The sequence below is a fragment of the Pseudomonas sp. CGJS7 genome (assembly GCF_036961695.1).
Genome location: NZ_JBAMDI010000069.1, coordinates 1 through 25,579 on the forward strand (window position 1 = coordinate 1; position 25,579 = coordinate 25,579).

The window sequence follows — 25,579 nt, forward strand, 5'->3', positions numbered from 1 at the left end:
TTTCTAGGGCCCGCCCAGGTCGATCAAGCATGCTTTGGGCGGGCCTCAAACCAGTGGGTGACCACCAAAAGGGTCAGTTAGGCCTACTGCTGCCTATCCTCGCTCGTTACCATCCAGAGACCCTCTATTGATACGGTTTCAGCAAAGATGGATGTCTATAAGGTCCGCATCGAAGACACAGAAAGCAAGATCATCGACAAGGAAGGTTTCGAGGCCGAGACCTTCCGCAGAGATCCATGGTACCAGCCTGGAAGTGCCGGCAAGCTAGCTCAGTTTGCTGTATGCCCGGCATGCGACAACCCTGTCCAGCTGGTTGGGCTGTATGAGCTACCGCCTAACGTGAAGAACCCATTCGGGAAACATGCTACTAAGAGCATTCGCGGCATCGCTCCATTTGATAGTGAGGCCCGTAACGATTGCCCGTACTTCCAGCCTCGCCAGCACAAGAAAACAGAACGAAAAACCAGGTTTGACGGCGTCCCACGGAAGATTCTCAAGCTATTGATCGAACAGTTCGATCGCGTGGTTTACATCCTGGAGAAAGAGACCCAACTGGTCCTTTCCGAGAACGCGTTGAGAGGCATGCTGCAGCGTTACAAGGGAGAGCGTGGCTACCTCTATACCGGCGCGACGCTTCGCAATGTGCCATGGATCTTTGCTTACATGTCGGACGCCACCCGCCTGTTTGGCCAGAAGGTCATTGGAAATGCTGAGCTGGTGAAAGCTATTGCCGCTGAGGTGCCAGGGGCGGAAATCAGCAGCACTGGTCGGCTGGAATCGAAGAAGGTGCCTGGTTCGAAGGCGGCATATTTTGATCTCAAAATGAGTTTCATCCGCCATCGAATCGTCAAAGACAGTGAAGCGTCCGGCTTGGTTGAAAGCATGGAGTTTGTAGTGTCACAGCCTCGCGGAGGTGAGCTTGAGCACATTCACAAGGAAGTCATCAAATTCGATTCGGCTTGGTTCGAATCCCTTATCCGGATGCCGGTTGATCATCCTTATCGCAGAATGGATAGAGTGAAGATGGCCCGGGAGGAACTGGGCGATCTGCTGGAGCTGACTCAGGCCTGAGGAGGCCTGTTGTAAACCACTTTTTTTCACTGTAACCACAGTGGTTTACAGTGAAAAAAAGTGGTTTACAACGTAGCTACGACACGCGCCCTGGCCACTCCCCAGGCCAGCGCGCTCCTCATTGATTCGTTCAGTCGGGCGTCGAACACCTATGCTGCTCGGGGCCTTGCCACGCCGCGGTGTCCTATAATTCATCTTCAGCTGAATGGAGCAAAATGTTGTGAAGCGCACATTCATTGGAATGGTCGAGGCTGGTGAGCCACTGATGAGGCAAGCGCTTGAAGCTATCCGACAGGCCCACGAAGCGGAGGCTGCTGGATTGCCAGACCTTGAGGTACAGCGTCTTCACCCATTGGCAGATTCGCTCTATCAGGCGGTCATTGATTTTCAGCTCCTCAAAGCAGGTAAACCACCGTCGACTATCCAGTGAGGACCTGCCGCTACATGACGAAAAAGATGCCAGCTCTTCTCCCCGACCACCCCATGTATACCGACGCAGTGGATGCGATGAAGCAATACCACGAGGCGCAGGCTTCTGGCTCATCTGCCGAAGAGGTTGAGCGCCTGCGTCAAATCGCAGAATCACAATTTCGGGCTGTCAGCGAGTATCAGCTCAACGCTCTGGGATATCAGTCTCGTCGTCCGCACTGAAGGGATAACCGATCCGGAGGTAGCTTCAGAATCCATCAAGCCAAGCGGAAGACTCACGACGCGGTCCGATTGATCAGCGAGACGGTCGGGAGGGTTTGCACACAGCCCCAAAAAAAAAGCAGCTCCCGAGAGCTGCTTTTTTCTTACTCCCCCTTTTTGTGCTTGTGGGGTTTCAGGTCCGGATGGTCCTTCTGCTTTTCAGGGGTGACTCGCTGCCTTTTGTCCGGAGTGCCATCTTCATTGGTGCGCTTTGGGCCTGGCTTGATGCTCATGCAAAACTTCCTTTTCCGCTTGGGTTGTTGAATGCAGCTATGTAATTAGTCCAGCTTCTCTCAGCTGTCAAAGCAGGCTGGTGCAGAACCGCCTGGCCGATGATCCGGTCCACATCGAACATTCAGAGGCCAGAATAAGAGCCTCCGACAAAGGGCTTACAAGGGGCAGTGAAATCCAGCGCTGAGCGATACGAAGACGTCTGGACGTTCATCATGCCGAGCACGGTGTGGAACAGGTTGTCGTGGCTCAGCGGTGACGTGGTTTGAGCTTTCAAACAACCCACGTTGACCTTTTCGCTCTTCGCGAGCGAGTCAGACATCCAAAGTACCAACGGCACCTTTGTTTGCTCGTCAGGAGCCATCGCGTAAGGCAGCCCGTGTAGATAGAGCCCACCCTCCCCCAGCGATTCGCCGTGGTCCGAAACGTACATCAGCGCAGTGTCGAACTTGGTGTTGGCCGCCAGGATATCGATGAGATTTGCAGTCACATAATCGGTGTAGAGGATTGAGTTGTCGTAGGCATTGACCACCTCCTCCTGCTTACATTTGTCGAGCTCGTTGGTCTCGCACACCGGTGCGAATTTCTTGAATTGCGAGGGGTAGCGCTTGTAGTAGGCCGGGCCGTGACTGCCTTTGTAGTGGAGCACCAGGACAGCATCGCCTTCCTGGCGCTTGATGAAGTCTTGCATCTCCGTGAGCAGCACCCCGTCCTTACACTCCTCGCTGGTGCACAGTTGGGAATCCGCGTGAGAGGCAGCCTTGTGGTTGGGAACCCTGTCGCAGACCCCTTTGCACCCCGAGTTGTTGTCAGTCCACATGACACTGATGCCAGCGCGTTGAAGCACGTCGAGCAGCCCTTCTCGGCTCTTGGCCAAGCCATCTTTGTACTGGGCCTTACCCACGTCCAGGAACATGCATGGCAGCGAGACCGCGGTAGCGGTACCGCAGGAGCTCACGTTCGTGAAGCTAATGACATTTCGCTTTTCTAGTTCCGGATTCGTTTCACGGGAGTAGCCGTTGAGGGAGAAGTTGGCGGAGCGAGCGGTCTCTCCTACTGCCAGTACCAGCAGCCTGGGTTTACGAGCCGCACCCTGTCGATTAACTACCGCATCAGTACCAATGGCCGTCAGCGTTTTAGGTGAGGCCAGCTGACGCTTCAGGTACCCATGGCCAGCCGCAAACAAGTTGGTAGGTACCAGAATCAGCCGGATCTCCCGATTGTTGCGCAGCAAGGAGGCATACGACTGGTACTGACTCAACGCGATGCCAGATAAGGTCAACAGAGCGAGCGACAGAGCAATGAACCTGCTGACCAAAGCTTTGGCCCAAGGCTTGCGCCGGAGGGGAACCCGGGCAATCAGGTAGACGGGCAACACCCCAACCATTGCGACCCAAAGACCGAGCTTCCAATTCAGCAGCTCGGTTGCCTCAGCGACGTCGGTCTCCACAACGTTGGTGAACATTGTGTAATCGATCACGATGCCGTAGGCATTCATGAAGTAACTCGCAAAAGACGCGCTGATCAGTACCAGGCACAGTATGGGTTTGGCCAGCCGCCCCCATGACAGCAAGCTCAGAACGGTAAACACCCATGCGAATACTATGACTGGGAGGCTAGCCGCTAGCTGCCAGTTCACTTCATCGGTTTTGAATACCAGCTTCCAGAGCACGTTCCAGAGCTCAGCGTTCGCGAATAGCAGTAACCAAAAAGTCACCAGGCCGATTAGCAAATTAGTACTGATGCCTTTCTGCCGCGCATTGCGAATAGCAAAGATCCATTTGCTTAACAGGGTGTGAACAATGGATTTGGAAGGTGTCATTATCAAACTCTGGAAGCTGCTTATCCATGGCGGTAGCTATGGAGTTAGCGGGAGCTACAAGGCAAACCGTCGACAGATGCTGAGCGATTGCGCAATGTGCGGAGCGTCAGAGGCCTTAGGCCCCTAGGCGTTGGGGACGCTTAGTATGTGTGAGGCATAGGGATAAAAAGAGAAATGAATCTCGCTGAGCGCATTATTTCCGGGACCTGATAACGACACGATGACCTCGGGATTACAATGCTGACAGAAATCCAATTACTGCTGTTTTGATTGTCATTGATCACGCTATGATCAAAATTAGGGGAATACTACCCACCAAAAGCAATGCTCCGCTCAGCTAGATAAATTTAATTTCACAAACAAAACGGTTTCGTTTTGTCGTAGGCTAATTTTGAACTTTCAATTCAACTTACAAGTCTTTCTCGCGAGCAGAACATAATTTTCAACTTTTGCTCGTTAATATGTCACCCATCAATGAGGGGCGAATACCATGAGCTTTTTCAAAAACATCCTGGGCGGGCACCATGGCCGTGGAAACCACGGTGGAGGCAAGCACCACAGCGGGGGACATGGGGCCGAGCAATATGATCGCCATGGCCGGCAGCAGGGCTGCGACGGCGGTAATCAGGTGTATGACGGCGGGCGCCCTCCCACTCCTGCCCCCATCAAAGATCTGCAGGGCTGCAGGCAGTGCCGGACGGCCAACGATCCGTCAGCACGCTTTTGTCTAAACTGCGGAACACCGCTATCGAGTGGTTGCACCGCCTGCGGCTCGCTGCTGAGTGCAGGAGCAAGATTTTGCAGTCAGTGTGGCCAAGCGACGCTCTAAGGCTAGGTAGACAGGAAGGCCAACGAGACCACAACCCTGCGCAAGGAGAAATACGTGGGTTCAAATCATGACCATGGCAGCGCTGCAGTACGCGAGGGGCATCAGAAGAAGCTAATCATGGCGCTCGGCTTGACTGGCAGCTTCATGATTGCAGAAGTGATCGGTGCGTGGATTACCGGCAGCCTGGCGCTGCTGTCGGACGCATCTCACATGTTCACAGATACTGCCGCCTTGGCGATCTCACTGATTGCACTTCAGATAGCCAAGCGGCCGGCGGATCAGAAAAGAACCTTCGGCTATGCGCGCCTGGAAATTCTGGCTTCGACGTTCAACGCCGTGCTGCTCTTCCTGGTGGCGATGTACATCTTGTATGAGGCCTACCAGCGCTTCTTCATGCCGGCGGAGATCGCTACCGGAGCGATGATGTGGATCGCAATCGCCGGCCTGATCATCAACCTAATTTCGATGCGCCTTCTGGCATCTGCGAGCAACGAAAGCCTCAACGTCAAAGGAGCCTACCTCGAAGTTTGGAGCGACATGCTCGGCTCGCTTGGCGTAATCATCGCGGCACTTATCATCCGCTTCACCGGCTGGACCTGGGTCGACACGATTGTCGCTGTGGCGATCGGCCTTTGGGTTCTGCCGCGGACGTGGCAGTTGCTTCGCGAAAGCCTGGGGATCCTCATGGAGGGTGTCCCGAGGGGGCTCGACGTTACGGCAATCGAGGCCACCATCCTCGGAGTAGATGGCGTGACGGACGTTCATGACTTGCACGTGTGGGCTGTCAGCAGTGGCAGTAACGTGATGACGTCGCACGTAGTGGTTCGGGATTCTGCAGATGGGGATGCTGTGTTGGCGGCCGTCGTGGATGCTGTCAGCGATGCATTCGAAATCCATCACTGCACCATCCAGATCGAGCGGGCAGCTTTCCACGAGAGCGTTCCCTCACCCTCGCACTGACCGATCGGTAAACACCATGCAAACACATCACCCTCCTGGCTGAGGGTGATGTTGCAAAAAAAATGCGGTGAGGGATGCCGTAAACGGCAGGAGCGCTTCAAGGGGGTTGGTGAATGGCTTCGCCTGCCCTCGTCAACAACCTCCAGAAGGCTCAGCGATGGCCTGGATCATCACGAAGTACCTACTCACTGCCGGTATAGTGATTCTCGTGTCAGAGCTGGCGAAACGCAGCGACAAGCTGGGCGGCTTGGTCGCCGCCCTACCCTTGGTCACGGTCGTGACGTTGGTCTGGCTCTATTTAGAGAACCAGAGCATGGAGAAGATCTCCAACCATGCTTGGTACACGTTCTGGTACGTGCTTCCGACCCTGCCGATGTTTATTGCTTTTCCATTGCTGCTACCTAAGCTCGGCTTTTGGCCGACACTGATCAGCAGCATCCTCATCACAATGGCCAGCTTCGGAGGCTTCGCCATACTGCTGCGCCGGTTCGGCATTGAGCTTCTATGATCCGGTGGCCGCAGGGATCATCTTGATGAGTCTTAACGGCTATTAACACACTCGCCCTTCACCAGGTAGCGAACCATGTGCAGTTCGCCTTTCGAGTCTTCGTAGGTCATCATGCTTCTTACATTACCGCAGTACCGCACATTGGGTGATACATACACCAACTTACCAACGTCCAGGTCCATGCCATAGGCGTAGTCTTCTAGTTGAGGCATGGGCTTTTTTACGCGTTGAGCATAATCCGCTGTAGCCTCTCTAGCAGTACGCTCGATGTGTTTATTGATCTCCATACCGCTTTGGGCATTGGCTGTTAGTGATGTAAAGAGCATAAACACGGCGATCGCTGATACAGTAGTGTTCATAAGAAGTCCCTTAATAAAAAAGCGCCCGTAGGGGGGCGCTAAAATTCACCTACCAAAGGAGCGTATGGTTTACAGGTGAATGCACTGGCGCGAACAACTGCTCGGTGCTCTTGCCAAGCTGCTTTGAAATGAGACAATTTCCAAAGCAGCGATGCCTCTTCCGCTGCCCTTAAACTAGCAAAGGAGGCTAACACCAAGATGATCGTGCAATTACAATTTGGACATGTAATAGATTGTAAGATAATTATTCGAGAGAATATCGAGCCGCCACGTGAACTAATTTGCAGAAAGGCGCTGCGGTTTGCGGCCGTGCATGGGGTCTGCCTGCGTGGCGCCCTCGATCCAAGGCCAGTACCAGTCCTTGCAAGCTAACGACCGAAATGCTGCCTGTCCTGGCCGATTCCACCTGCCAGGCGAATCTGTCATACACCGCCGCAGGCCCCAGAATCCGCTATGCTTAGGGGTGGAGCCTGCATGACTGTCAGAAATCTTGCGGCTACATTACAAATTTGTAGGATTTCGCCGCGGCCAGCTTCTTCGCGTTAAGATTCAAGCGTCCTCAGGTGACCCGGCGTATGGACAGAGGTAGCGACTACCACATGCCATACCCTCAGCCAAACTTTCGAACAGCCTGCAACCATAATCTTGGCGGATTAGGCCAACTCCTTCCTCACACCTTGAGATAAGTTATGCGCGTTCTAGTTGTGGAAGACGAAATTAAAACTGCCGAATATCTTCAGCAGGGCCTATCCGAAAGCGGGTATGTCGTAGATATCGTGCACAACGGTGTAGATGCTCTGCACTTGTTCAACACTAATGTCTATTCGTTGGTCCTCCTGGACGTGAACCTCCCGGGTATCGACGGCTGGGACCTGCTGGAAACCATCCGTAAGACCAGCCGGGTCCGCATCATCATGCTGACCGCCCGCGGACGCATCAATGACAAGCTCAAGGGCTTGGACGGCGGCGCGGATGACTACCTTGTGAAGCCATTCGAATTCCCTGAGCTGCTTGCTCGCATCCGTTCGCTGCAACGCCGTGGTGATGAGTTAGTCGAGAAGAGCTCGCTGAAAATTGCCGATCTGGAACTCGACTCCGTCCGCCATCGCGTCTTCCGCGGTGGCACACGCATCGATCTCACCACCAAGGAATTTGCGCTTCTGCACCTGCTCATGAGCCGAACGGGCGAAGCGCTGACTCGCTCTCAGATCATCTCGTTGGTCTGGGATATGAATTTCGATTGCGACACCAATGTCATCGATGTAGCCATCCGGCGCTTGCGCTCGAAGATCGATGACCCGTTTGAAACCAAGCTCATTCACACGCTTCGTGGCGTTGGGTACGTTTTTGAGGAACGCGCATGAGGCCATTCAGCCTGGCTGCAAAGCTGGGGTTAAAAGTTGGGTTGATGAGCGCAGCGTTGCTGCTTCTGTTCGCCACCTTTGGCTATCTGATGGTAGGCAAGGCTCTGGAAAGAAATGCCAGAGCAGACCTGGAAGTAAAGATGGCGGGGATGGCTCACAACCTGTCCACCATCCCGGACATCTCCGGCGTCAACGCGGATGCGCATCAGCTTGTCGATTTGGTCATGGGCCACAACAACCTGTATGTGAGCATATTCGATACCTCACAGAATCAGACTCCCCTGCTCTCGATTGGCTCGAAACAGGTCAATCTGGAGGTGCACAAGTTTCAGCCGGCGGCCCAGCCCAAAGAGCACGAATGGCGTGATACGCAGGACCGTCCTCTGCTGAGTGCTTCTCGAATCATGCGTTTGGGCGATGGAACAGAGGTCAGCGTCTATATGACCATGGACCAGTCATCCAGTGAGGCGCTGCTCGATGCGTTGCTGACCTGGGCCTTGATGATGTCCCCCGTCATCCTCGCACTGATCTTGGCCATTGGCTGGTGGACTGTGCGCAGAGGCCTGCTACCACTGACCAAGTTCCTCAAGATCGCCTCGAAAATCTCAACCGAGAGCCTCGACCATCGCCTTCCAACTGATGGGATGCCGGCAGAACTCAAAATGCTCGCCGACGGCATCAACATCATGCTGGCTCGCCTGGATGATGGGGTTCAGCAGCTTTCGCAGTTCTCTGACGATCTCGCTCATGAACTTCGAGCACCGCTTTCCAACCTTATGGGTAAGGCTCAGGTAGCCTTGACCAGAGAACGATCACTTTCCGAATACCGGGAGGTTCTGGAGTCGTGCACAGAAGAGCTGGACCGCATGAGCCGCATGGTTTCGGACATGCTGTTCTTGGCCCAGGTCAGTCATCCAGCATCAATGGTGGAGTTCGAACCCGTCTCCTTGGTCGACGAGGTTCAGCGAGTGTGCGATCTCTTCAGCATTTCGGCAGAAGAAGGCGAGATCCAGCTGCAGATCTCTGGCAGTGATGACGTGGTGCGCGGGAACCGCCTGATGGTTCAACGTGCCGTCTCGAATTTGGTCTCGAACGCGATCCGTTACTGCCCTCGTGGCCGCACGGTCTACGTGAAGGTGCAGCATAGTGCGAGCGGTACGACGTTGAGTGTCGGCAACCCCGGCCGCGGTATCGCCAAGGAACACCACGCGCACTTGTTTGAGCGGTTCTACCGTGTGGACAAGAGCCGAGCACGGAGCGAAGGCGGTACCGGTCTTGGCTTGGCCATCGTTCAGTCGATCATGAGCCTGCACCAGGGATCGGCGAGCGTGGAGGTGACCGAAGAAAACTTCACTTGGTTCCACCTTCACTTTCCTGCAGCCCAGCAACTGCAGCCGGCAATGACCGCCGCTTAAACCGCGCAGACATGATTAGGCCCGTCAATCGACGGGCCTTTTTGTCTGCCTCACTGCATCAGTGCCGGAGGACCACAGGGTCCATGGGCGACCGCAGAATCACCGACTTAATAATCTTCTGTTCGTCAGGATTGGCGTTCTTTCACAGGTGGGAGAAATACTGAGCATTCACTTTCTCTTGAGCACTTACGCTGCCGGCGGCATCGATCAGGCGCATGGTCGAGTAGACACAGATCAGCGCCAAGATGAAGAATGCCGTGGCGACCACCATCACATAACGCTTGGCCAGCACCGGTGCCCGCTTGAGCTCCTGGATAGAGGCGTCCGCTACCTTTGCCGCTGCTGTTAGCTCTGAGATCAGTGGCTGGATGGCGGTGTCGACTCCGCGGCATGCAGCTGAATACGCTGCTGCAGCGGCGCGCAAGGCAACCTCTTCCGCATTCGACCAAGCCTTCTCTGCCTTTCGCACCTCCTCCTGAATCTGCCGGCCGACAGCGTCCACCTGCTCCACCAGTTCGTTCGACCTCTCCAGAACAGCGCTGGAGGTGCGCGTCTGCGAGGTCAGCTCATCGAGCTGGACAGTGAGTTTTTCAGTGCAGCGGCGAAAGTCACCGATAGCAACTGCCCAGGGCTCTATGTAATTCATGGCTATCTCCTAGGGCGGCCAACAACGCCGCGCTGAATTAACGCGCTAGATATCAAAATTGTAATTTGAGAGAAAATTCTTAATCCACCTCGACAATGCCGAGATAGACATGATCCTTCCAGATTTGACGATTTAACACATCCTATCTGCAGCCTAAATTACGGAATTGTAATTATTGACTCACCTTGTCGTTAGCTTCGTGTTCCTAAACTACAAACCAACAAAGGCCGCTAATCAGGTAGGCCTAGTATGAACCGAGGTTCACAATGAAATTTGTCAAATCTATCGCTATTGGCAGCCTGCTGCTGGGTCTCATGGGTACCGCTTACGCTGAAGGCGGCTTCGAGCGAGCGAAACAGTTCAACGAGAACTTCCGAACCGAACAGGCTCGCCTATGGAGCGATGACGCTTCGGACCAGAACAAACAACAAGTCGCTCAAGAGCAAAAGAAAGAAAGCAAGGATGGTAGGGAACAAGCCGACAATTAATCGGCGGTTAAATAGGACTTCAAATGACAAAAGTAATTGACAAAAAAGCCAGGGTAAAACCTGGCTTTTTTGTGCTTGGAATTTAGCCTTCGTTCTCGCGTGGCGTTTCCGCATTGCTTTCTCCGGTCAGACCCAGTGAGCGGCAAACTCGGCCACCATCACGTGGGCCAGCAGGCCTGCGGTTGGAATACCTTTGTCGATGACCTGGGCCGGAACAGGCGCCTGAATCAGGGTTTCGCACTGACGGCAGGCCCATTTACCACGTACATGCTGCTCGACGGTAAACACGCCCGGCGTGTAATCCAGCTACTCGCTAACGTCTTCGCCGATGCGTTGAAGTTGGCAGCCTCAAGCGCACTGAGTGTTTTCCGGTTCGTGACGGATCACCGTGCGTGGAAACTGCGGCGGCAATGGTGCACGTTTCGGCGATTGCCGTGGCTCGACCTGTGACGAAGCTGGGAGGAGCTGTTTCAGCTCTGCTTCGATAGCTTCAAGATCTGTGTCGAGCAGATCATCCAGCAAGCTGCCTTGTGCTTGGCTGATCTGCTCGCTGCGCTTGGCAAATTTGTGGCGCTTGAGCAGGGCGATCTCGAACTTGAACTGTTCGATGAGAATTTCATCATTTTGGATCTTCCTGCTCATCGCCTCGACTTGGGACTGCAACTGCGACGCCTGTGCCGCCAAGGCACGAAGCTGTTCCGGGGTCATATGGTCGAGGTTGGGCGAGGAAGTCATGCCGCTGATTGTGCCAGAGCAGGCCCGAAACGACGACGAGCAGACCCGCTGCCACGGCAGGCCCAGCACCAACGCCTGGAGTTGCTCGCTGTCGAGTTCGACCTCACAGCCATGGCGAATGCCGGGCCAGTGAAACTTCCCTTGATTCAGGCGCCGCGCGGCAAGCCAGACGCCCACGCCATCATGCACCAGCACTTTCATCCGGTTAGCGCGGCGAATGGCGAACAGATAAGCGCAATGCGGCTTCGCCGCACCGAACACCGCGATCACTCGGGCCAATGCCGTTTCGGTTCCGGCGCGCATGTCCATCGGCTCGGTGGACAGCCAGATCGCATCGATGCGGATCATTGGGCCACAGCCCGGATAAATTGCGCGCAGCCCTCGGGATCCGAGGCTGGCCATTTCAATGTGATTACTTGCCCGGCCATGGGCAACTCGATGACCACTGACGCTTCGGCTGGCCGTTTACGTTCCAGTGCAGGAACCGGCAATCCTTGTGCTTATCAAGCCACTGGAAAAAGCCTTTCAGCATCGACTTTTCGAATTTATTGAGCTCTGCTTGCATGCTAGAGAGCTGTTTACTGAGCTCTGCTTCTTTATGGATGGACCATGACTTGGTCTGGCCGGTTTTTAGGTTTCGTGTGGCGATGGATGTCACACGTTTCAACTCCCCGGTATCGTTCTGATAAAACGATTCGCAGGAGTAGTGGATTACGTAAACTCGGTTCGCGTCGAGGTAGAGGTCTTCGATTAAAGCTCTGCTCCTCTTGCGATCCTTTACCCGATCTAGCTCTGCTCCCACACCTTTCCCCTCAACCCAGTGCAATGTAGGCGAGCTAGCGATTCTGCCCTCAAATGTAGGTGCCCGCTAGATTCACCTCTAGCTCTGTCTATGACTCTGGCGAAGGGTACACCGCCTGGGGACAATCGGCCTGCTATGTCTTGGCGGACTGCCCTACCAATTGGCGGGGCCTACAACGGCCGCTTTTTAAGGTCGATGGAAAGCAGGACCATACGCTCCTGCCGAAGCTAGCTGGCAGGCGTCAGCCAAGAGGCGTATCCTACAACTGCTTGCTCCGAGACTTGTTGGCCTACAGCCTCCCCTTGGAGACATCTGATAGCCCGCCGCCGAGGCGGGCTTCTTGCTACCAGATCCGTAGGCAGCGGTGGCTAGGTGCCCAAGCTAGGCTCCGCCAGAGCGCATACTCAACATCAGCGATCTACCCGTCTCCCTAGTCCGACGGTTATCGACGTATCCAAGTCCTTTATCAGGCGCATGGAAAGCCGGCGAAGACTGGGCTAGATGCGCTACGCAGCCATTGCTTCGCAGGATTCTGCGCAGGCCATACAGGCCTGTGCGCAATGCTGACAGTGGTCTGCCTTATGCTGACCGCACTCCTCCCCGCAGGCCCGGCAAATTTTGGCGCATAGGGCACATAGCTCTCTGGCAAGCATGCTTTCTCGTGCCATCAAGGTAGCCGCAAGCTTGCACATATCTGCGCAATCCCTGTCCAGCTTGATGCAGTCAGCCATCATTTTTACATCCTGTTCTTGAAGGCAGGCTGTCGCACAGCCTTCACAGGCCAGCGCACAGCGCAGGCATTCCGAGATGCATTCTTCAAAGCGACTGTTCATGGTCATATCTCCGGTATCGGGTCGATGTGATGCCAGTAAACCGTTTCAAAACGGTATGTAGCGTTCGACCTGACGGGGTCCTGAAGATTGATTACATTTCTGTAAGCTTGTCCGAAGCATCTCGGTGTGAAGGCCTGCCGGATCATTTAAGGCTGGAAAATCACTGCTTCTGAATGCTCACGATTTTCGCGACGCTTCCCTCCATACGGAATGCAAATTCCACCTTGTCTCCTACGTTCAAGCCGTTCAGCCGTGCAGGTTCCGCTTGGAAACCCATGGTCATCGCCGGCCATTTGAGCTCTGCTACTGGGCCGTGGGCCAAGGTGATTTTTCCGCTTTGCGGATCCAGCGCCTTAATTGTCCCTTCAGCATGCGCAGTGGATGCCGCCTGGGTGCCTTGGCCACCCTCGGCGGAAGCTGGCATGTTCTTCATGTCCATACCATCCATGTCCTGGGCATGCACACTGGCGGCGAAAACTGTGACCAGGCCTGCGATGACGAATAGCTTTTTCATTGGATTACTCCTGAAAAGTGAGGGGTTGTTACAGCGAGTTCGCGGCGACGGACCAGCCAGTACGCCGCAGGTATTACAAACAGGGAGAGCAATGGAGCGGTCAGCATCCCGCCCACCATGGGCACCGCGATGCGACTCATGACCTCGCTGCCGGTACCGCTGCTCCAGAGGATGGGCAGCAGGCCTGCAACGATGACCGCCACAGTCATTGCCTTGGGTCTGATGCGCTGCACCGCGCCCTCACGGATTGCATCGAGCAGCGCTGCGCGTGTGGTTTCGCATTCGGCCTGACGCTCAGCCCAAGCGTTATTCAGGTAAATGAGCATGATCACCCCGAACTCCGCCGCTACGCCGGCCAGGGCAATGAAACCTACGCCTGTGGCCACCGACAGGTTGTAGCCCAGCAGATACAGCAGCCAAACGCCTCCGGTTAGGGCAAAAGGTAAGGTGCCCATGATGAGCATTGCTTCACCGAAGCGCCCAAATGTCAGGTAAAGCAGCACGAAGATAATGGCCAAGGTGGCCGGCACCACCCAGGCCAGGCGGGCGTTCGCCCGCTCCAGGTATTCGAACTGACCGGAGTAGCTCAAGCTCATGCCCGGATCGAGCTTTACCTCGCTGTCGATAGATTGACGTAGGTCTGCGACAACAGACGATAGGTCTCGGCCGCGCACATCGATGTACACCCAACCTGAGGGGCGAGCATTCTCGCTCTTGAGCATTGGCGGGCCATCGGCAATACGTATGCGGGCCACGGTGCCGAGCGTGAGCTGGCCGCCCTGCGAGGTGTAGATCGGAAGCTGACGCAACGCCTCCACGGAATCACGCCATTCGCGTGGATAGCGCACGCTGATGGGATAACGAGCTAACCCTTCAACCGTTTCCCCAATGGTTTCGCCACCTATTGCACCGGCAACAATAGCCTGAACGTCGGTGATGTTCAGGCCATAACGGGCAGCGGCATGGCGGTCGATGTCCAGATCTATGTAGCGGCCGCCAGTCAAACGCTCTGCCAGGGCCGAAGTCACTCCAGGCACCTTTTTCGCTGCCCGCTCCACAGCAAGGGTAGCCCGGTCTATCTGGTTCAGATCGCTGCCGGCAACCTTGACGCCGATTGGACTCTTGATGCCGGTGGCCAGCATGTCAATCCGGTTGCGGATAGGCGGAATCCAGATGTTGGTGAGCCCGGGCACACGCACGATACGGTCAAGCTCTTCGATGAGCTTCTCCGTGGTCATACCGGTACGCCATTCACTCTTGGGCTTGAGCCGCACGGTGGTCTCGAACATCTCCAGAGGTGCAGGGTCGGTGGCCGACTCGGCGCGGCCGGCCTTACCAAAAACACTGGCTACCTCGGGGACGGTACGAATCAAGCGATCCGTTCGCTGCAACAGCTCTGAAGCTTTCTGCGCCGAGAGCCCAGGCAAGGCTGAAGGCATGTAGAGCAGATCACCTTCATCAAGGGGGGGAAGAAACTCGCCGCCGAGATGGTTCAAGGGCCACAGACTGCTGAGCAGGATAAGCGCTGCTCCAGCGAGGGTCACCAGAGGCCGGCGCAGGACGACCTCCAATGCCGGACGGTATAGCCGGATGAGCACCCTGTTGAGCGGGTTGCGCTGTTCCGCTGGCAGTGGCCCTCTGATCCAGTACCCCATCAGCACCGGTATCAGGGTCACCGATAACGCAGCCGCCGCTGCCATTGCGTATGTCTTGGTAAAGGCCAGGGGGGCAAAGAGGCGGCCCTCTTGGGCTTGCAGTGTGAACACCGGGATGAACGAGAGCGTGATGATCATGAGGCTGAAGAACAGCGCAGGACCAACCTCCACGGCTGCCTCCGTCATAACCTTCCAATGCGCTTCGCCCCGCAAAAGTTGACTAGGGTGCCGGGAATTCCAGGCCTCAACTCGTTTGTGGGCGTTCTCGATCATGACCACGGCAGCGTCCACCATTGCACCGATGGCTATAGCGATTCCGCCAAGGGACATGATGTTGGCGTTGATGCCCTGATGACGCATGACGATCAGCGCAATCAGAATTCCCACGGGCAGCGACACGATGGCAACCAGCGACGAGCGCAGGTGCCAGAGAAACGCTGCGCATACCAACGCCACTACCACAAACTCCTCGACAAGTTTGTGACTGAGATTCTCCACAGCACGGTCGATCAGCTGGCTGCGGTCGTAGACGGTGACAAGCTCCACCCCGGTAGGTAGGCCTTTCTTCAAGGTTTCGAGCTTGGCCTTAACGTGCGCGATGGCCTCACGAGCATTCTTGCCGCTGCGCAGGATAACCACTCCACCTACGGCCTCACCGAGGCCGTCCAGCTCGCCTATGCCTCTGCGGGCTTCCGGACCTATCTGCACCGTAGCGACATCGCCTAACTTCACCGGCACGCCCTTGGCAGCCAGTCGCAGTGGGATCGCTCTGAAATCGTCCAACGATGTTAAGTAGCCCGCCGCACGAACCATGAATTCTGCTTCGCCTTGCTCCAGCACACCGCCACCGGTCTCCTGGTTGGCCTTGCCTATAGCCTCCACCACTTCAGCTTGGGTGATACCGAGGCTGGCCATGCGAAGCGGATCGAGGACGACTTGGTACTGCTTGATCATACCGCCGATGGTGGCCACCTCAGCGACATCCGGCAGGGTCTTGAGCTCATAGCGCAGGAACCAGTCCTGCAGGCTGCGCAGTTGCGACAGGTCATGGCCGCCATTGCGATCAACCAGCGCATACTGATAAATCCAGCCCACTCCGGTGGCGTCCGGTCCCAATACCGGCTTGGCTGCCGCAGGTAATCGCGATTGCGCCTGGCTCAGATACTCAAGAACCCGAGAGCGCGCCCAATACAGATCGGTGCCATCCTCGAACAGCACGTAGACGAAGCTGTCACCGAATGCGGAGAAGCCACGTACTGTTTTGGCTCCCGGAACCGAAAGCATGGTGGTGGTCAGCGGATAGGTCACCTGATTCTCAACGATCTGAGGTGCCTGTCCTGGGTAGGACGTGCGGATGATCACCTGTACATCCGACAGGTCGGGCAAGGCGTCGATTGGCAGGCTCCTCACCGAGACGAATCCCCATGCCACCAGAAACAGCGTGGCGAGAAGCACCAGCACGCGGTTGCCTACCGACCAGCGAATCAGTTTGGCAATCATGGTTGGCCCTCCAACACTTTGATCTGCTCAACCACCATGCCCTCGTCTCGTTCGCGTATGCCAAAGCGAATCTGCGCACCGACCTTGAGGCCATCAAGGAGCGACTGATCAGCCACCGGAAAGGTCATGGTCATCCCAGGCATGCCCAGGGTGAGGAAGGGACCATGGGCAACGGTGAGCTGGGCTCCGTCTATCTGCACGATACGGCCGTTCGCTTCATGGAGGGCGGGCCCCGCTTTGGGCTGAGCATCCTGCGCCGTCGCCGCTTCGATGCCTTTCAAATTAGCTTCGGAGTCCAGCAGGAATTGCCCGGATGCGACGATGCGCTGACCTGCCTGAAGGCCCTGCAACACCGCAACTTGCCCCTTGCTCTCCTGACCCAACACGACTTCCACCGGTCGGAAGCGACCATCGTCTTCAGCCAGCATCACCAGATCCCGCTTGCCGGTGCGTATGACCGCCTCGGCAGGCACCAAGAGACTCTCCTCGGCGGACACGCTGGGATGGAGAGCCACCTGTGCGGTCATTCCAGGACGAAGCCGTCCATCCGGGTTGGGCAACTCGATACGCAGGCGCAAAGTACGGCTTTGCAAGTCGGCATCGGCCAACAGCGCAGTCAGCTTGCCCGGTACGGGATCACCTGGAAACGCTGGCAATTGCGCCTGTACAGGCTGGCCTTCGTGGAGACCTTGAGCCTGGGCTTCTGGCACGGCGGCTTCCAGCCAGACGTTGGCCACTCCGTTGATCCTTGCCAAGGTAGCCCCCGGCGTCAGCGTCATGCCGGGTCGTAGATCGAGAACCTGGATTACACCGGCAGTAGGCGCAGAAAGTGTGACCGAGAGCTGCACCTTCCCAGTACTCGCGACCCGGTTGATCAGGTCGACCGGCATGCCGGAGAGCACGAGCCGCTGTCGCGCCGCCGCCGTCAGCTGAGCGTCGCCGGAATGTCGCAACGCCAGATATTCTTCCTGCAAACCAGCCCACTCCGGGGTCAGCACATCGGCTAGAGGAGCCCCTTTGACAACTATGTCCCCCGTCGCTCGGCCATATGCGCGTTCGACGTAACCGCCAGTACGGGCCTGCAATACGCTGAAGTCGCGTTCGTCGAACGCCAGAACGCCGCTCACGCTCAGGGATCGTTCAAGCCGGCCAGCCGTCACCGTTGCCAATCGAATCCCGAGATTTTGCTGGAGCCCAGCCGAGACCTGAACCGCGAGCTGCCCCTTGTCATTCGCGTCGTCTGAATACTTGGGCACGAGCGGCATATCCATGAATGGCGATTTACCGGGTGCCGGGAAATGCTGCTGGGGATACATCGGGTCGTACCAGTACAGCGCTTTTTGCTCACCATCTGGCTGAGATGGGGTAACCGTGCCACGTCCACCCAGCCAGAAGCCCGCACCTATCCCAATAGCAAGGGCAGCAGCCACAACCAAACCAATCGACCTACCCCTCATGCCTGCACCTCTCCATATACGAAATGCAGACGCGCTGCTGTTGCCGCCAACTGTCCTTGCAGGTCCACATCCTGTAACAGCGCTTCCACGCGTTGCCGACGTGCCGACAGCACTTCACTTAACGACGACTTACCGGCGCGGTAGTCCGCAAGAGCGAGGCGTACCCGGTCCTCGGCCAGAGGTAGAAGCGTTTCGCGACTGCGCCGCACCGCCCGTTGCAAGCGTTGGTACTCGGCAAGGTCTGTTTCTAGCTGGGCTTGATGCTCGCGCAGGGCAGCGTCCTGCTCGTCCTCCAACTGGCGAACTTGTGCGCGTCGTGCCGCAATCATCGGGTCTTGCCGTGAGCCAGTGAACAACGGCAACTGGAAGCTAACTTGCAGGCTGACCATGTTGCTGAAGTCCGGGCCACGACGCTGATAATCCACCCCCCAAGACCAATCTGACTTCTTTTCTGCCTGGGCCTGGTGTACCTGGGCTTGCGCCTCGCGTGTCATGGCGTTGTAGGTATTGAGCTCCGGATGGGCATGAACGGAGTGCAGGTATTCAGCTGCGTCTACTGGCCAGACAGGGAAAGTCGGCGCGCCTACTTCGGCGTCCTGCCCAATCCAGCGCTTCAGCGCGGATCGCGCTTGAGCTGCCTGACTCAACAAAACATCTTTCTGCTCGTCCAGCTGTGCCAATTCCTGTTTGGGAGCCAGCGTATCGGCCGTTGAGCCTGCGCCTCCGGCCAGGCGCGCCCGCACCGTAGATGCCAGCAGCTGGTTTTCTTTGTAGAAAGCGTCGAAGTGTTCAAGTTTTCGCTGCACGGTGTACGCCGTAACCCAAGCCTGTGCGGTTGCCGCCCGAATCTTCAGGCGCTCGAAGACTGCCTCGGCATCGGCTCGCTCGACCGTGGCCTGAGCTGTCTCTACACGAGCTTTGCGTTTTTCCCGATTCGGTACGTCTTGGGACAGGCCAACCACCTGCATGGTCATGAAGTCTCTGTTCATGCTCCAGCGATCAGCGCCTTCAATCGGCAGGTTTTGTACCCCAAGATTGAGGCGCGGATCGGGTAGTTCGCCCGCTGGGATGACCGAGCTGCGAGCAGCTGATGCCTGCTCCAGGCGGGCCTGTAGAGAGGGAGCGTTGCGTTCAGCCAATTGCAGCGCCTCATCCAGCGACAGCGTTACAGCCTGTGCCGAGACAGCCGGCAGCAGTATGAAAAGGACGGCCGTGGTGATCCGTCCCTGAAAACGTTGGGGAGTCATGAAAATGATTCCTCGAAAGATCAGCGCCCAGGCGCGTGCCATCGCCCCGCTTCTAAGCAGAACGATGGTGTGAAATTAAGAGGGAGTCAGACGCGGGGAGGACGCCATGGATCGGGGGGAGAACCTGTCGCTATGCCTACAGCGTAGGTATCGGCAGGCCGTGGCTTTGCATAGGTCAGTCCAGGCGTCAGGAAGCTGAGCTGCACTGTGCTGGCAGTCCTGCACTCCTGACCCACCTTGCAGGATTTGGCATGGTCACCAGTCTTGCCCGGGTCTTGGTCCTGGCAGCAGTCATGGTCCATGCCCGCCATCATTTCCATGCCCATGGTCTGCATTGGGCAAGGTTCAGTCGCCGAATCGATGCCCGCCATCCCGTTAAGCGGAAGCGCCACGATAATCATCAGGATGGTGAGCAGTCGAATGAACCGATTCATGATGGGCGAGTATAGGTTACCGGGATGAATTCAGCATTAAGGGGTTGGGGCTGCACCAACCAACCGCTTGGAGGCAGGAAGGCTGATGAAGAAGGTTGTGACACCCTCCTCTGAAGTACACCAAATTCGTCCGCTGTGAGTCTCAATAATGGAACGTGTGATCGACAGCCCCAGGCCCGCATTACTTGGACCACCTTCGCGTCTGGCTGGATCGGCCCGATAGAACCGGTCGAAGATCTTGCCAATGTGCTGAGGATCGATGGTTACTCCGCTGTTACGTACGGATAGCGTCACGGTTTCACGTGTTTGCTCGATCTGCACTGCTATCTCATTGCCTTCCGGGGTGTAGCGCAACGCGTTAGATAATAGGTTGGAAAGGGCTCGGTCAATCATCAGGCGATCACCACGAACCTTGCCACGACCTTGGAGGGTCAGCTGAATGCCCCGGTCCTCAGCCAGAAACTGGTAGTACTCGAACAGCTTGGATACGAGTTCGGAGAGGTCCACATCGATCTGCTCGGGCACGATCAGACCATTATCCGCCTTGGCTAGGAAAAGCATGTCGTCGATCATGCGCGACATGCGCTTGAGGTCTTCCAGGTTCGAATAGAGGTTTTCCTCATAGGCATCCAGGTCACGCTTCTTGGTGAGCACCACTTCGGTATGAGTCAGCAGGTTGCTGACCGGCGTTCTCAACTCGTGAGCGATATCGGCAGAGAAGTTGGACAACCGAACGAATGTATCCTCCAACCGTCCCAGCATCCCGTTGAAAGACAGGATGAGTTCCTGAAGCTCAAGCGGTACGGGCTCCAGTGGAATGCGCTCGCGGAGAGATTTTGCCGACATCCCGGTGGCCACTTTGGTGATTTGCCTGACAGGCCGGAGTCCGCTTTTGGCCACGACCCAGCCCAAGCCTGCGCTCACAATCGCGCTGATCACCAAGCCGATGCCGAACCACCATTGCAGGGTGACAAAGAAATGCGCGTGAGTGGTGACATCGAGCATCAGCACGGCCGTTACCGGTTCCGGCTCGCCCGCGATAGTCAACTGGGCGGTGATACCGCGGAAGTTCTGCGCTTCATCCTGCCATTCCCAAACCGCACCCTGGCGCGCCTGCTCGAACCGCTGAGGGATTTGGGAGGCTTTGGAGTCTGAAAAAAGGACCGTGCCGTCAGCCTTGGTGATTTTCGCCGAAAGATCCTGATGTGCGCCGAGCAATGCCCGCAGTTGCTGCTCCTGATCGTCGAGCTCGCCTCGCGCTGCTGAAATGGAAAGGATATGACGCGTTGACTCCAGCTTTTCGGCAAGCGCCTGCTCATCCAGCATCCGGAAATGGTGCTGGCTGAGCCCGTAGAAAGCCACGCCGGCAACGACCAAGACAGCAGTCACCGCGAACATGAACATTAGTGTCAGTCGCTTGACGAGGGATGATTGCGGGCGCATCACTCGGGCACATCCATCATGTAGCCCATGCCTCGGGCGGTGTGGATGAGCTTTGGCGCGAAGTCGTCATCAATCTTGGCCCGCAGTCGGCGAATCGCGACCTCGATCACGTTGGTGTCACTGTCGAAGTTCATGTCCCAGACCTGAGAAGCGATCAGCGACTTGGGGAGCACCTCGCCGCGTCGGCGCATGAGCAGCTCCAACAGGGAAAACTCCTTGGCAGTAAGGTCGATACGCTTACCGTTTCGCGTAGCCCGGCGCTTGAGCAGGTCCACTTCAAGGTCTGCCATTTTCATGGTGGTTTGAGCAGAACCACCGTTGCCTCTGCGCAGCAACGTGCGAACCCGAGCCAGCAGCTCCGAGAATGCAAAGGGCTTCACTAGGTAATCATCAGCGCCCAGCTCCAAACCTTTCACGCGATCGTCTACGCCATCACGGGCCGTCAAGAAAAGGACCGGCACATCCTTACCCGCTGCGCGTATCTTGCGCAGAACCTCCCAGCCATCGAGCCCCGGCATCATCACATCGAGAATCAGCAAGTCATAGGCTTCGCTCTGCGCGTGTTGCAGGGCATCAGTGCCTGTCATCACCCGGTCAACGGTGAAGCCAGCTTCTGTCAGGCCTTGCTGGAGGTAGACACCGGTTTTCGGCTCATCTTCGGCTACGAGTAATTTCATCTGCTCTCATCCACGCGGGGTGCATCTCCAGTTTGCAGGAAAAAAGACGCCCAACCAGAAGCTGACGGAAAAGTAATGTCGAGATCAGTTTTCTGACAGCACCGCGAGGCTAACTTGACCACGTACCTGACGCCATGAGGCGCAGAACCATTGAGGATCTCCAGATGAACATGGTCAAAGCAATTGTGTTGGTCGTTACCTTCGGCACGGCAGGCATTGCCCTGGCAGAGGGCGGCGCGGACCGGACCTTTGCGCGGATGGAAGCGGCTCGCCAAAGTTCCATGCAGGGCTACCAGGTTGCGCAGGAGAAGAGAGAGCAGGCGCCAGTCGCCGCCCAGTCCAGCAAGCACGCGGGCCACGAAAGCTGCTGATCCGAGCTTACAGAAATGTAATCACCCCGGAATCTGAACTATGGCAGTTTCAGACTACGGCCTCTCATCAGCCTCGCGCAGTGGCGAAAGTCTACGAGACTGGTGAGAGCACCAATGAACCCAAGGGCTGCGCCATCGAGCAGCCTGGATATCAGCGATCTACCTGACTGGACGCAACGGCATGCAAAGCAAAACCACGAGACGATCTTTCGTCAAAGGCCTGGCCGCTACCGGACTTCTGGGTGGGCTCGGCATGTGGCGCGCGCCGGTCTGGGCCGTGACCAGCCCTGGCCAACCGAACGTGCTCAGCGGCACGGACTTCGATCTGTATATCGGTGAACTGCCCGTCAACATCACGGGTGCAGCTCGTACGGCCATGGCCATCAACGGCTCCGTGCCAGGGCCAATCCTGCGATGGCGCGAAGGCGACACCGTGACGCTGCGCGTACGCAACCGGCTGAAACAGGACACCTCCATTCACTGGCACGGCATCATCCTGCCCGCCAACATGGACGGTGTGCCGGGCTTGAGCTTCCACGGCATCGCTCCCGATGGCATGTACGAATACAAGTTCAAGGTCCACCAGAACGGCACTTACTGGTATCACAGTCACTCAGGCTTCCAAGAACAGTCCGGGGTCTATGGGGCTTTGGTGATCGATGCCAAAGATCCGGAGCCGTTTGTATATGACCGTGATTACGTCGTCATGCTCAGCGATTGGACGGATGAAGACCCGGCGCAGGTGCTCTCCAAACTCAAGAAGCAATCTGACTACTACAACTTCCACAAGCGCACAATTGGCGACTTCGTTGACGATGTGAGCGAGAAAGGCTGGTCGGCCGCTGTAGCGGATCGGAAGATGTGGGCTGAAATGAAGATGAGCCCCACCGACCTCGCTGATGTGAGCGGGTATACCTACACCTACCTCATGAACGGCCAGGCTCCGAACGGCAACTGGACGGGAATCTTCAAGCCCGGCGAGAAAATCCGCCTGCGCTTTATCAACGGCTCGGCCATGACCTATTTCGATGTCCGGATTCCTGGGCTCAAGATGACGGTTGTGGCTGCCGACGGCCAGTACGTCAAACCCGTATCGGTCGATGAGTTCCGGATCGCCGTTGCGGAAACCTACGATGTCATCGTCGAACCTGAAAACGAGCAGGCCTATACGATCTTCGCGCAGTCCATGGACCGTACCGGGTACTCCCGAGGCACCCTGGCAGTTCGTGAAGGCTTGCAAGCGCCCGTGCCGGAGGTAGATCCGCGCCCGATCATCGCCATGAGCGACATGGGCATGGACCACGGCAGCATGGGCGGAATGGATCACGGCAGCATGGCTGGCATGGACCAAGGCAACATGGCCGGCATGGACCACAGCAAGATGGCTGGGATGGACCACGGCAGCATGGCCGGCATGGACCACAGCAAGATGGCTGGAATGGACCATGGCAGCATGGCCGGCATGGACCACAGCAAGATGGCTGGGATGGACCACGGCAATATGGCCGGCATGGATCACAGCAAGATGGCTGGGATGGGTCATGAGGGCATGGCCGGCATGAGCGGGGCAATGCAGAGCCATCCGGCTTCCGAGACCAACAACCCGTTGGTCGATATGCAGACCATGTCGCCGACCCCGAAGCTGAACGATCCGGGAATTGGCCTGCGCAACAACGGGCGCCGAGTGCTGACCTACGCCGATTTGCGGAGCACCTTCATCGATCCCGATGGTCGAGAGCCTGGACGCACAATCGAACTGCACCTTACCGGCCACATGGAGAAGTTCGCGTGGTCGTTCGACGGTATCAAATTCTCCGACGCTGAACCGCTGCGGTTGAAATATGGCGAGCGTCTTCGCATCACCTTGGTCAACGACACCATGATGACTCACCCCATCCACCTCCACGGTATGTGGAGTGATCTGGAGGACGAGAATGGCAACTTCATGGTTCGCAAGCACACCATCGACATGCCACCTGGCTCAAAACGAAGCTATCGCGTCACCGCAGACGCCTTGGGACGTTGGGCCTATCACTGTCACCTACTGTTCCACATGGAAATGGGCATGTTCCGAGAAGTCCGTGTGGACGAATGAACCGGAGATCTGAGATGAGCAAACCAATGAAACGAAGCGCCTTTTTCCTTTCTGCTGCGATGGTAGGCATGCTGGCTGTTTATGCCCCGTCGTCGTGGTCCAGCGACAACCATGATCAGCACTCACAGAAATCCACCGAGGCAGGCAAAGCCAAAGGCTCGCAGGACAAGCAGGGCCAGGGGATGAACCATGAAGGCATGGACCATGGTTCCATGGAAGGTATGGACCACGGCTCGATGAAGGGAATGGACCATGGCTCGATGGAAGGCATGGACCACGACAAAATGATGAAATCGCATGGCAGCGACAAAGCTAAGGCAGGGAAAGATGGCCAATAGCCTCGGGCGGCCTTCGCTGCTGGCCCTGACTGTTTCAATCGGCATGCTGGGCGTAACGCCCAGCTTCGCCGCTGAAGAAATGGATCACTCGGGCATGGATCATTCGAAAATGGGGCACGGTTCCATGCAAATGGATGCTGCTCCGTCCGAATCGATGCCGGCGATGGATCACAGCAAGATGGGGGTTAGCAAACATCAGAAACAGACTGCCCCTGTTGATCACAGCCAGATGGGGCATGCTCAAAGCCAGAGCAAATCCAGCCCGGTGGACCATAGCAAGATGGACCATGGAACCATGAAGGGCATGGATCACGGTTCGATGAAGGGCATGGACCATTCCCAGATGAATCATGGTTCAGCGACTTCTCCAACCACAACTAGCCGCACGCCGATTCCAGTGCTCACTGATGCCGACCGTGAGGCAGCCTTTCCGCCTTTGGGTGGCCACCAGGTGCACGACAGCGGAATCAACAGTTTCTTCCTGTTGGACCAGCTCGAATACCAGGACGCCGATGAGGGCAGCACCCTGGCCTGGGACGCTTCAGGCTGGGTAGGCGGTGACATTAATCGACTCTGGGTTCGTTCGGAAGGCGAGCGCACCAATGGGGTAACCGAAGACGCCGAGCTGCAATTGCTTTACGGCCGCTCGGTCAGTCCATGGTGGGATGTGGTCGCCGGGGTCCGTCAGGATTTCAAACCGGAATCCCCACAGACCTGGGCAGCCTTTGGTATTCAGGGCATGGCCTTGTATGACTTCGAGGCCGAAGCCACGGCGTTCATAGGCGAGAACGGCCAGACTGCTGCGCGTCTTGAGGGCGAATACGACATCCTGCTGACCAATCGCTTGATTTTGCAGCCCACGGCCGAGGCGAACTTCTATGGCAAGAACGATCCTGAGCGCGGTGTTGGCTCGGGTCTGGCCAATACCGAAGTCGGCCTGCGTCTACGGTATGAAATTGTCCGCCAGTTTGCTCCATACATAGGCGTTACCTGGAGCCGCTCCTACGGCAACACCGCTGACTTCATCCGAGACGAGGGTGGAGATGTTAATGAGGCACGCTTCGTTGCCGGTATCAGGATGTGGTTCTGAGAATT

Annotated in this window: 25 protein-coding genes and 2 pseudogenes; 13 read left to right on the forward strand and 14 right to left on the reverse strand. The window is 56.7% G+C overall.

Translation table 11 applies throughout. The annotated features are described in order from the left end of the window. Positions 1-147: 147 nt before the first annotated feature. From V7787_RS31685 to V7787_RS31695, 3 genes are all read left to right on the forward strand, one after another. A complete protein-coding gene (locus tag V7787_RS31685) occupies positions 148-1,071 on the forward strand; it encodes a hypothetical protein (protein ID WP_010951435.1) in 924 nt (307 codons plus the stop codon). A 220-nt stretch (positions 1,072-1,291) separates the two neighbouring features. Then, on the forward strand, positions 1,292-1,501 hold the full coding sequence (locus V7787_RS31690) for a hypothetical protein (protein ID WP_003298409.1): 210 nt from the start codon (positions 1,292-1,294) through the stop codon (positions 1,499-1,501). Positions 1,502-1,515: 14 nt separating this feature from the next. Beyond that, positions 1,516-1,722 carry a hypothetical protein gene (locus tag V7787_RS31695; protein ID WP_003298411.1) on the forward strand — a complete coding sequence of 69 codons (207 nt, stop codon included), beginning with the start codon at positions 1,516-1,518 and terminating at the stop codon, positions 1,720-1,722. A 143-nt stretch (positions 1,723-1,865) separates the two neighbouring features. Here the strand turns inward: V7787_RS31695 and V7787_RS31700 are convergent, their stop codons facing one another. Together V7787_RS31700 and V7787_RS31705 are read right to left on the reverse strand one after the other, a co-directional pair. Continuing rightward, complete coding sequence (locus tag V7787_RS31700) at positions 1,866-1,994, reverse strand: hypothetical protein (RefSeq protein ID WP_003253468.1); 129 nt, start codon at positions 1,992-1,994, stop codon at positions 1,866-1,868. Between the two features lie 122 nt (positions 1,995-2,116). Further along, the gene (locus tag V7787_RS31705) at positions 2,117-3,814 is read right to left on the reverse strand and encodes a phosphoethanolamine transferase (RefSeq protein WP_003298414.1); all 1,698 of its coding nucleotides are present in this window, start codon (positions 3,812-3,814) and stop codon (positions 2,117-2,119) included. A 490-nt stretch (positions 3,815-4,304) separates the two neighbouring features. Here V7787_RS31705 and V7787_RS31710 point away from each other — a divergent pair, with 490 nt between their 5' ends. The 3 genes from V7787_RS31710 (at position 4,305) to V7787_RS31720 (ending at position 6,111) form a co-directional block, all read left to right on the forward strand. Further along, a complete protein-coding gene (locus tag V7787_RS31710) occupies positions 4,305-4,643 on the forward strand; it encodes a zinc ribbon domain-containing protein (protein ID WP_079732563.1) in 339 nt (112 codons plus the stop codon). A gap of 54 nt (positions 4,644-4,697) precedes the next feature. Further along, entirely contained in the window at positions 4,698-5,603 is a 906-nt protein-coding gene (locus V7787_RS31715; protein ID WP_010951438.1) for a cation diffusion facilitator family transporter, read from the forward strand. A gap of 157 nt (positions 5,604-5,760) precedes the next feature. After that, on the forward strand, positions 5,761-6,111 hold the full coding sequence (locus tag V7787_RS31720; RefSeq protein WP_011953105.1) for a DUF3147 family protein: 351 nt from the start codon (positions 5,761-5,763) through the stop codon (positions 6,109-6,111). Positions 6,112-6,143: 32 nt separating this feature from the next. Here the strand turns inward: V7787_RS31720 and V7787_RS31725 are convergent, their stop codons facing one another. Beyond that, positions 6,144-6,470, reverse strand: coding sequence for a DUF2790 domain-containing protein (locus V7787_RS31725; RefSeq protein WP_010951440.1), 327 nt, complete (start codon positions 6,468-6,470; stop codon positions 6,144-6,146). 689 nt (positions 6,471-7,159) lie between these two features. Between V7787_RS31725 and V7787_RS31730 the strand changes: the two genes are divergently transcribed. Further along, positions 7,160-7,834 carry a heavy metal response regulator transcription factor gene (locus tag V7787_RS31730; RefSeq protein ID WP_003253457.1) on the forward strand — a complete coding sequence of 225 codons (675 nt, stop codon included), beginning with the start codon at positions 7,160-7,162 and terminating at the stop codon, positions 7,832-7,834. Then, positions 7,831-9,249: a heavy metal sensor histidine kinase gene (locus V7787_RS31735; protein ID WP_020302565.1), complete on the forward strand. Its 1,419-nt coding sequence runs from the start codon at positions 7,831-7,833 to the stop codon at positions 9,247-9,249. The genes V7787_RS31730 and V7787_RS31735 overlap by 4 nt, the downstream gene beginning before the upstream one ends. A gap of 142 nt (positions 9,250-9,391) precedes the next feature. Here V7787_RS31735 and V7787_RS31740 read toward each other — a convergent pair whose 3' ends face one another. Then, a complete protein-coding gene (locus V7787_RS31740; protein ID WP_169862265.1) occupies positions 9,392-9,895 on the reverse strand; it encodes a hypothetical protein in 504 nt (167 codons plus the stop codon). Positions 9,896-10,161: 266 nt separating this feature from the next. Between V7787_RS31740 and V7787_RS31745 the strand changes: the two genes are divergently transcribed. Next, a complete protein-coding gene (locus V7787_RS31745) occupies positions 10,162-10,383 on the forward strand; it encodes a hypothetical protein (RefSeq protein ID WP_047279652.1) in 222 nt (73 codons plus the stop codon). Positions 10,384-10,518: 135 nt separating this feature from the next. Here V7787_RS31745 and V7787_RS31750 read toward each other — a convergent pair. From V7787_RS31750 to V7787_RS31795, 10 genes and pseudogenes are all read right to left on the reverse strand, one after another. Then, positions 10,519-11,118, reverse strand: a pseudogene (locus V7787_RS31750) (IS66 family transposase zinc-finger binding domain-containing protein); the annotation flags it as partial. Between the two features lie 54 nt (positions 11,119-11,172). Next, positions 11,173-11,520: pseudogene (gene tnpB, locus V7787_RS31755) on the reverse strand (IS66 family insertion sequence element accessory protein TnpB); the annotation flags it as partial. 10 nt (positions 11,521-11,530) lie between these two features. Continuing rightward, a complete protein-coding gene (locus V7787_RS31760) occupies positions 11,531-11,776 on the reverse strand; it encodes a hypothetical protein (protein WP_169862263.1) in 246 nt (81 codons plus the stop codon). A 650-nt stretch (positions 11,777-12,426) separates the two neighbouring features. Then, complete coding sequence (locus tag V7787_RS31765; protein WP_371326763.1) at positions 12,427-12,753, reverse strand: four-helix bundle copper-binding protein; 327 nt, start codon at positions 12,751-12,753, stop codon at positions 12,427-12,429. 160 nt (positions 12,754-12,913) lie between these two features. Continuing rightward, positions 12,914-13,267 (reverse strand): copper-binding protein, encoded by a 354-nt coding sequence (locus V7787_RS31770; protein ID WP_047279650.1) that lies wholly within the window; start codon positions 13,265-13,267, stop codon positions 12,914-12,916. Next, positions 13,264-16,422, reverse strand: a complete 3,159-nt coding sequence (locus tag V7787_RS31775) for an efflux RND transporter permease subunit (RefSeq protein ID WP_047279649.1) — start codon at positions 16,420-16,422, stop codon at positions 13,264-13,266. Before V7787_RS31775 ends, V7787_RS31770 begins: the two co-directional genes overlap by 4 nt. Next, positions 16,419-17,879 (reverse strand): efflux RND transporter periplasmic adaptor subunit, encoded by a 1,461-nt coding sequence (locus V7787_RS31780; protein ID WP_060477657.1) that lies wholly within the window; start codon positions 17,877-17,879, stop codon positions 16,419-16,421. The genes V7787_RS31775 and V7787_RS31780 overlap by 4 nt, the downstream gene beginning before the upstream one ends. Then, on the reverse strand, positions 17,876-19,126 hold the full coding sequence (locus V7787_RS31785; protein WP_060477667.1) for a TolC family protein: 1,251 nt from the start codon (positions 19,124-19,126) through the stop codon (positions 17,876-17,878). The genes V7787_RS31780 and V7787_RS31785 overlap by 4 nt, the downstream gene beginning before the upstream one ends. Positions 19,127-19,596: 470 nt before the next feature. Continuing rightward, positions 19,597-21,003: a heavy metal sensor histidine kinase gene (locus V7787_RS31790; protein WP_060477658.1), complete on the reverse strand. Its 1,407-nt coding sequence runs from the start codon at positions 21,001-21,003 to the stop codon at positions 19,597-19,599. After that, the gene (locus tag V7787_RS31795) at positions 21,003-21,680 is read right to left on the reverse strand and encodes a heavy metal response regulator transcription factor (protein WP_047279645.1); all 678 of its coding nucleotides are present in this window, start codon (positions 21,678-21,680) and stop codon (positions 21,003-21,005) included. Before V7787_RS31795 ends, V7787_RS31790 begins: the two co-directional genes overlap by 1 nt. Before the next feature lie 164 nt (positions 21,681-21,844). On the opposite strand from V7787_RS31795, the gene V7787_RS31800 reads away from it, so the two are divergent. The 4 genes from V7787_RS31800 to V7787_RS31815 all read left to right on the forward strand — a co-directional run bounded on the left by V7787_RS31800 (position 21,845) and on the right by V7787_RS31815 (position 25,574). Then, positions 21,845-22,051, forward strand: coding sequence for a co-regulatory protein PtrA N-terminal domain-containing protein (locus tag V7787_RS31800; protein WP_047279644.1), 207 nt, complete (start codon positions 21,845-21,847; stop codon positions 22,049-22,051). Between the two features lie 181 nt (positions 22,052-22,232). Beyond that, positions 22,233-24,146 (forward strand): copper resistance system multicopper oxidase, encoded by a 1,914-nt coding sequence (locus tag V7787_RS31805; protein WP_047281597.1) that lies wholly within the window; start codon positions 22,233-22,235, stop codon positions 24,144-24,146. 14 nt (positions 24,147-24,160) lie between these two features. Beyond that, positions 24,161-24,484 (forward strand): hypothetical protein, encoded by a 324-nt coding sequence (locus V7787_RS31810; RefSeq protein ID WP_081016620.1) that lies wholly within the window; start codon positions 24,161-24,163, stop codon positions 24,482-24,484. After that, positions 24,474-25,574, forward strand: a complete 1,101-nt coding sequence (locus V7787_RS31815; RefSeq protein ID WP_060477661.1) for a copper resistance protein B — start codon at positions 24,474-24,476, stop codon at positions 25,572-25,574. The genes V7787_RS31810 and V7787_RS31815 overlap by 11 nt, the downstream gene beginning before the upstream one ends. The last annotated feature ends 5 nt before the right edge of the window (positions 25,575-25,579 follow it).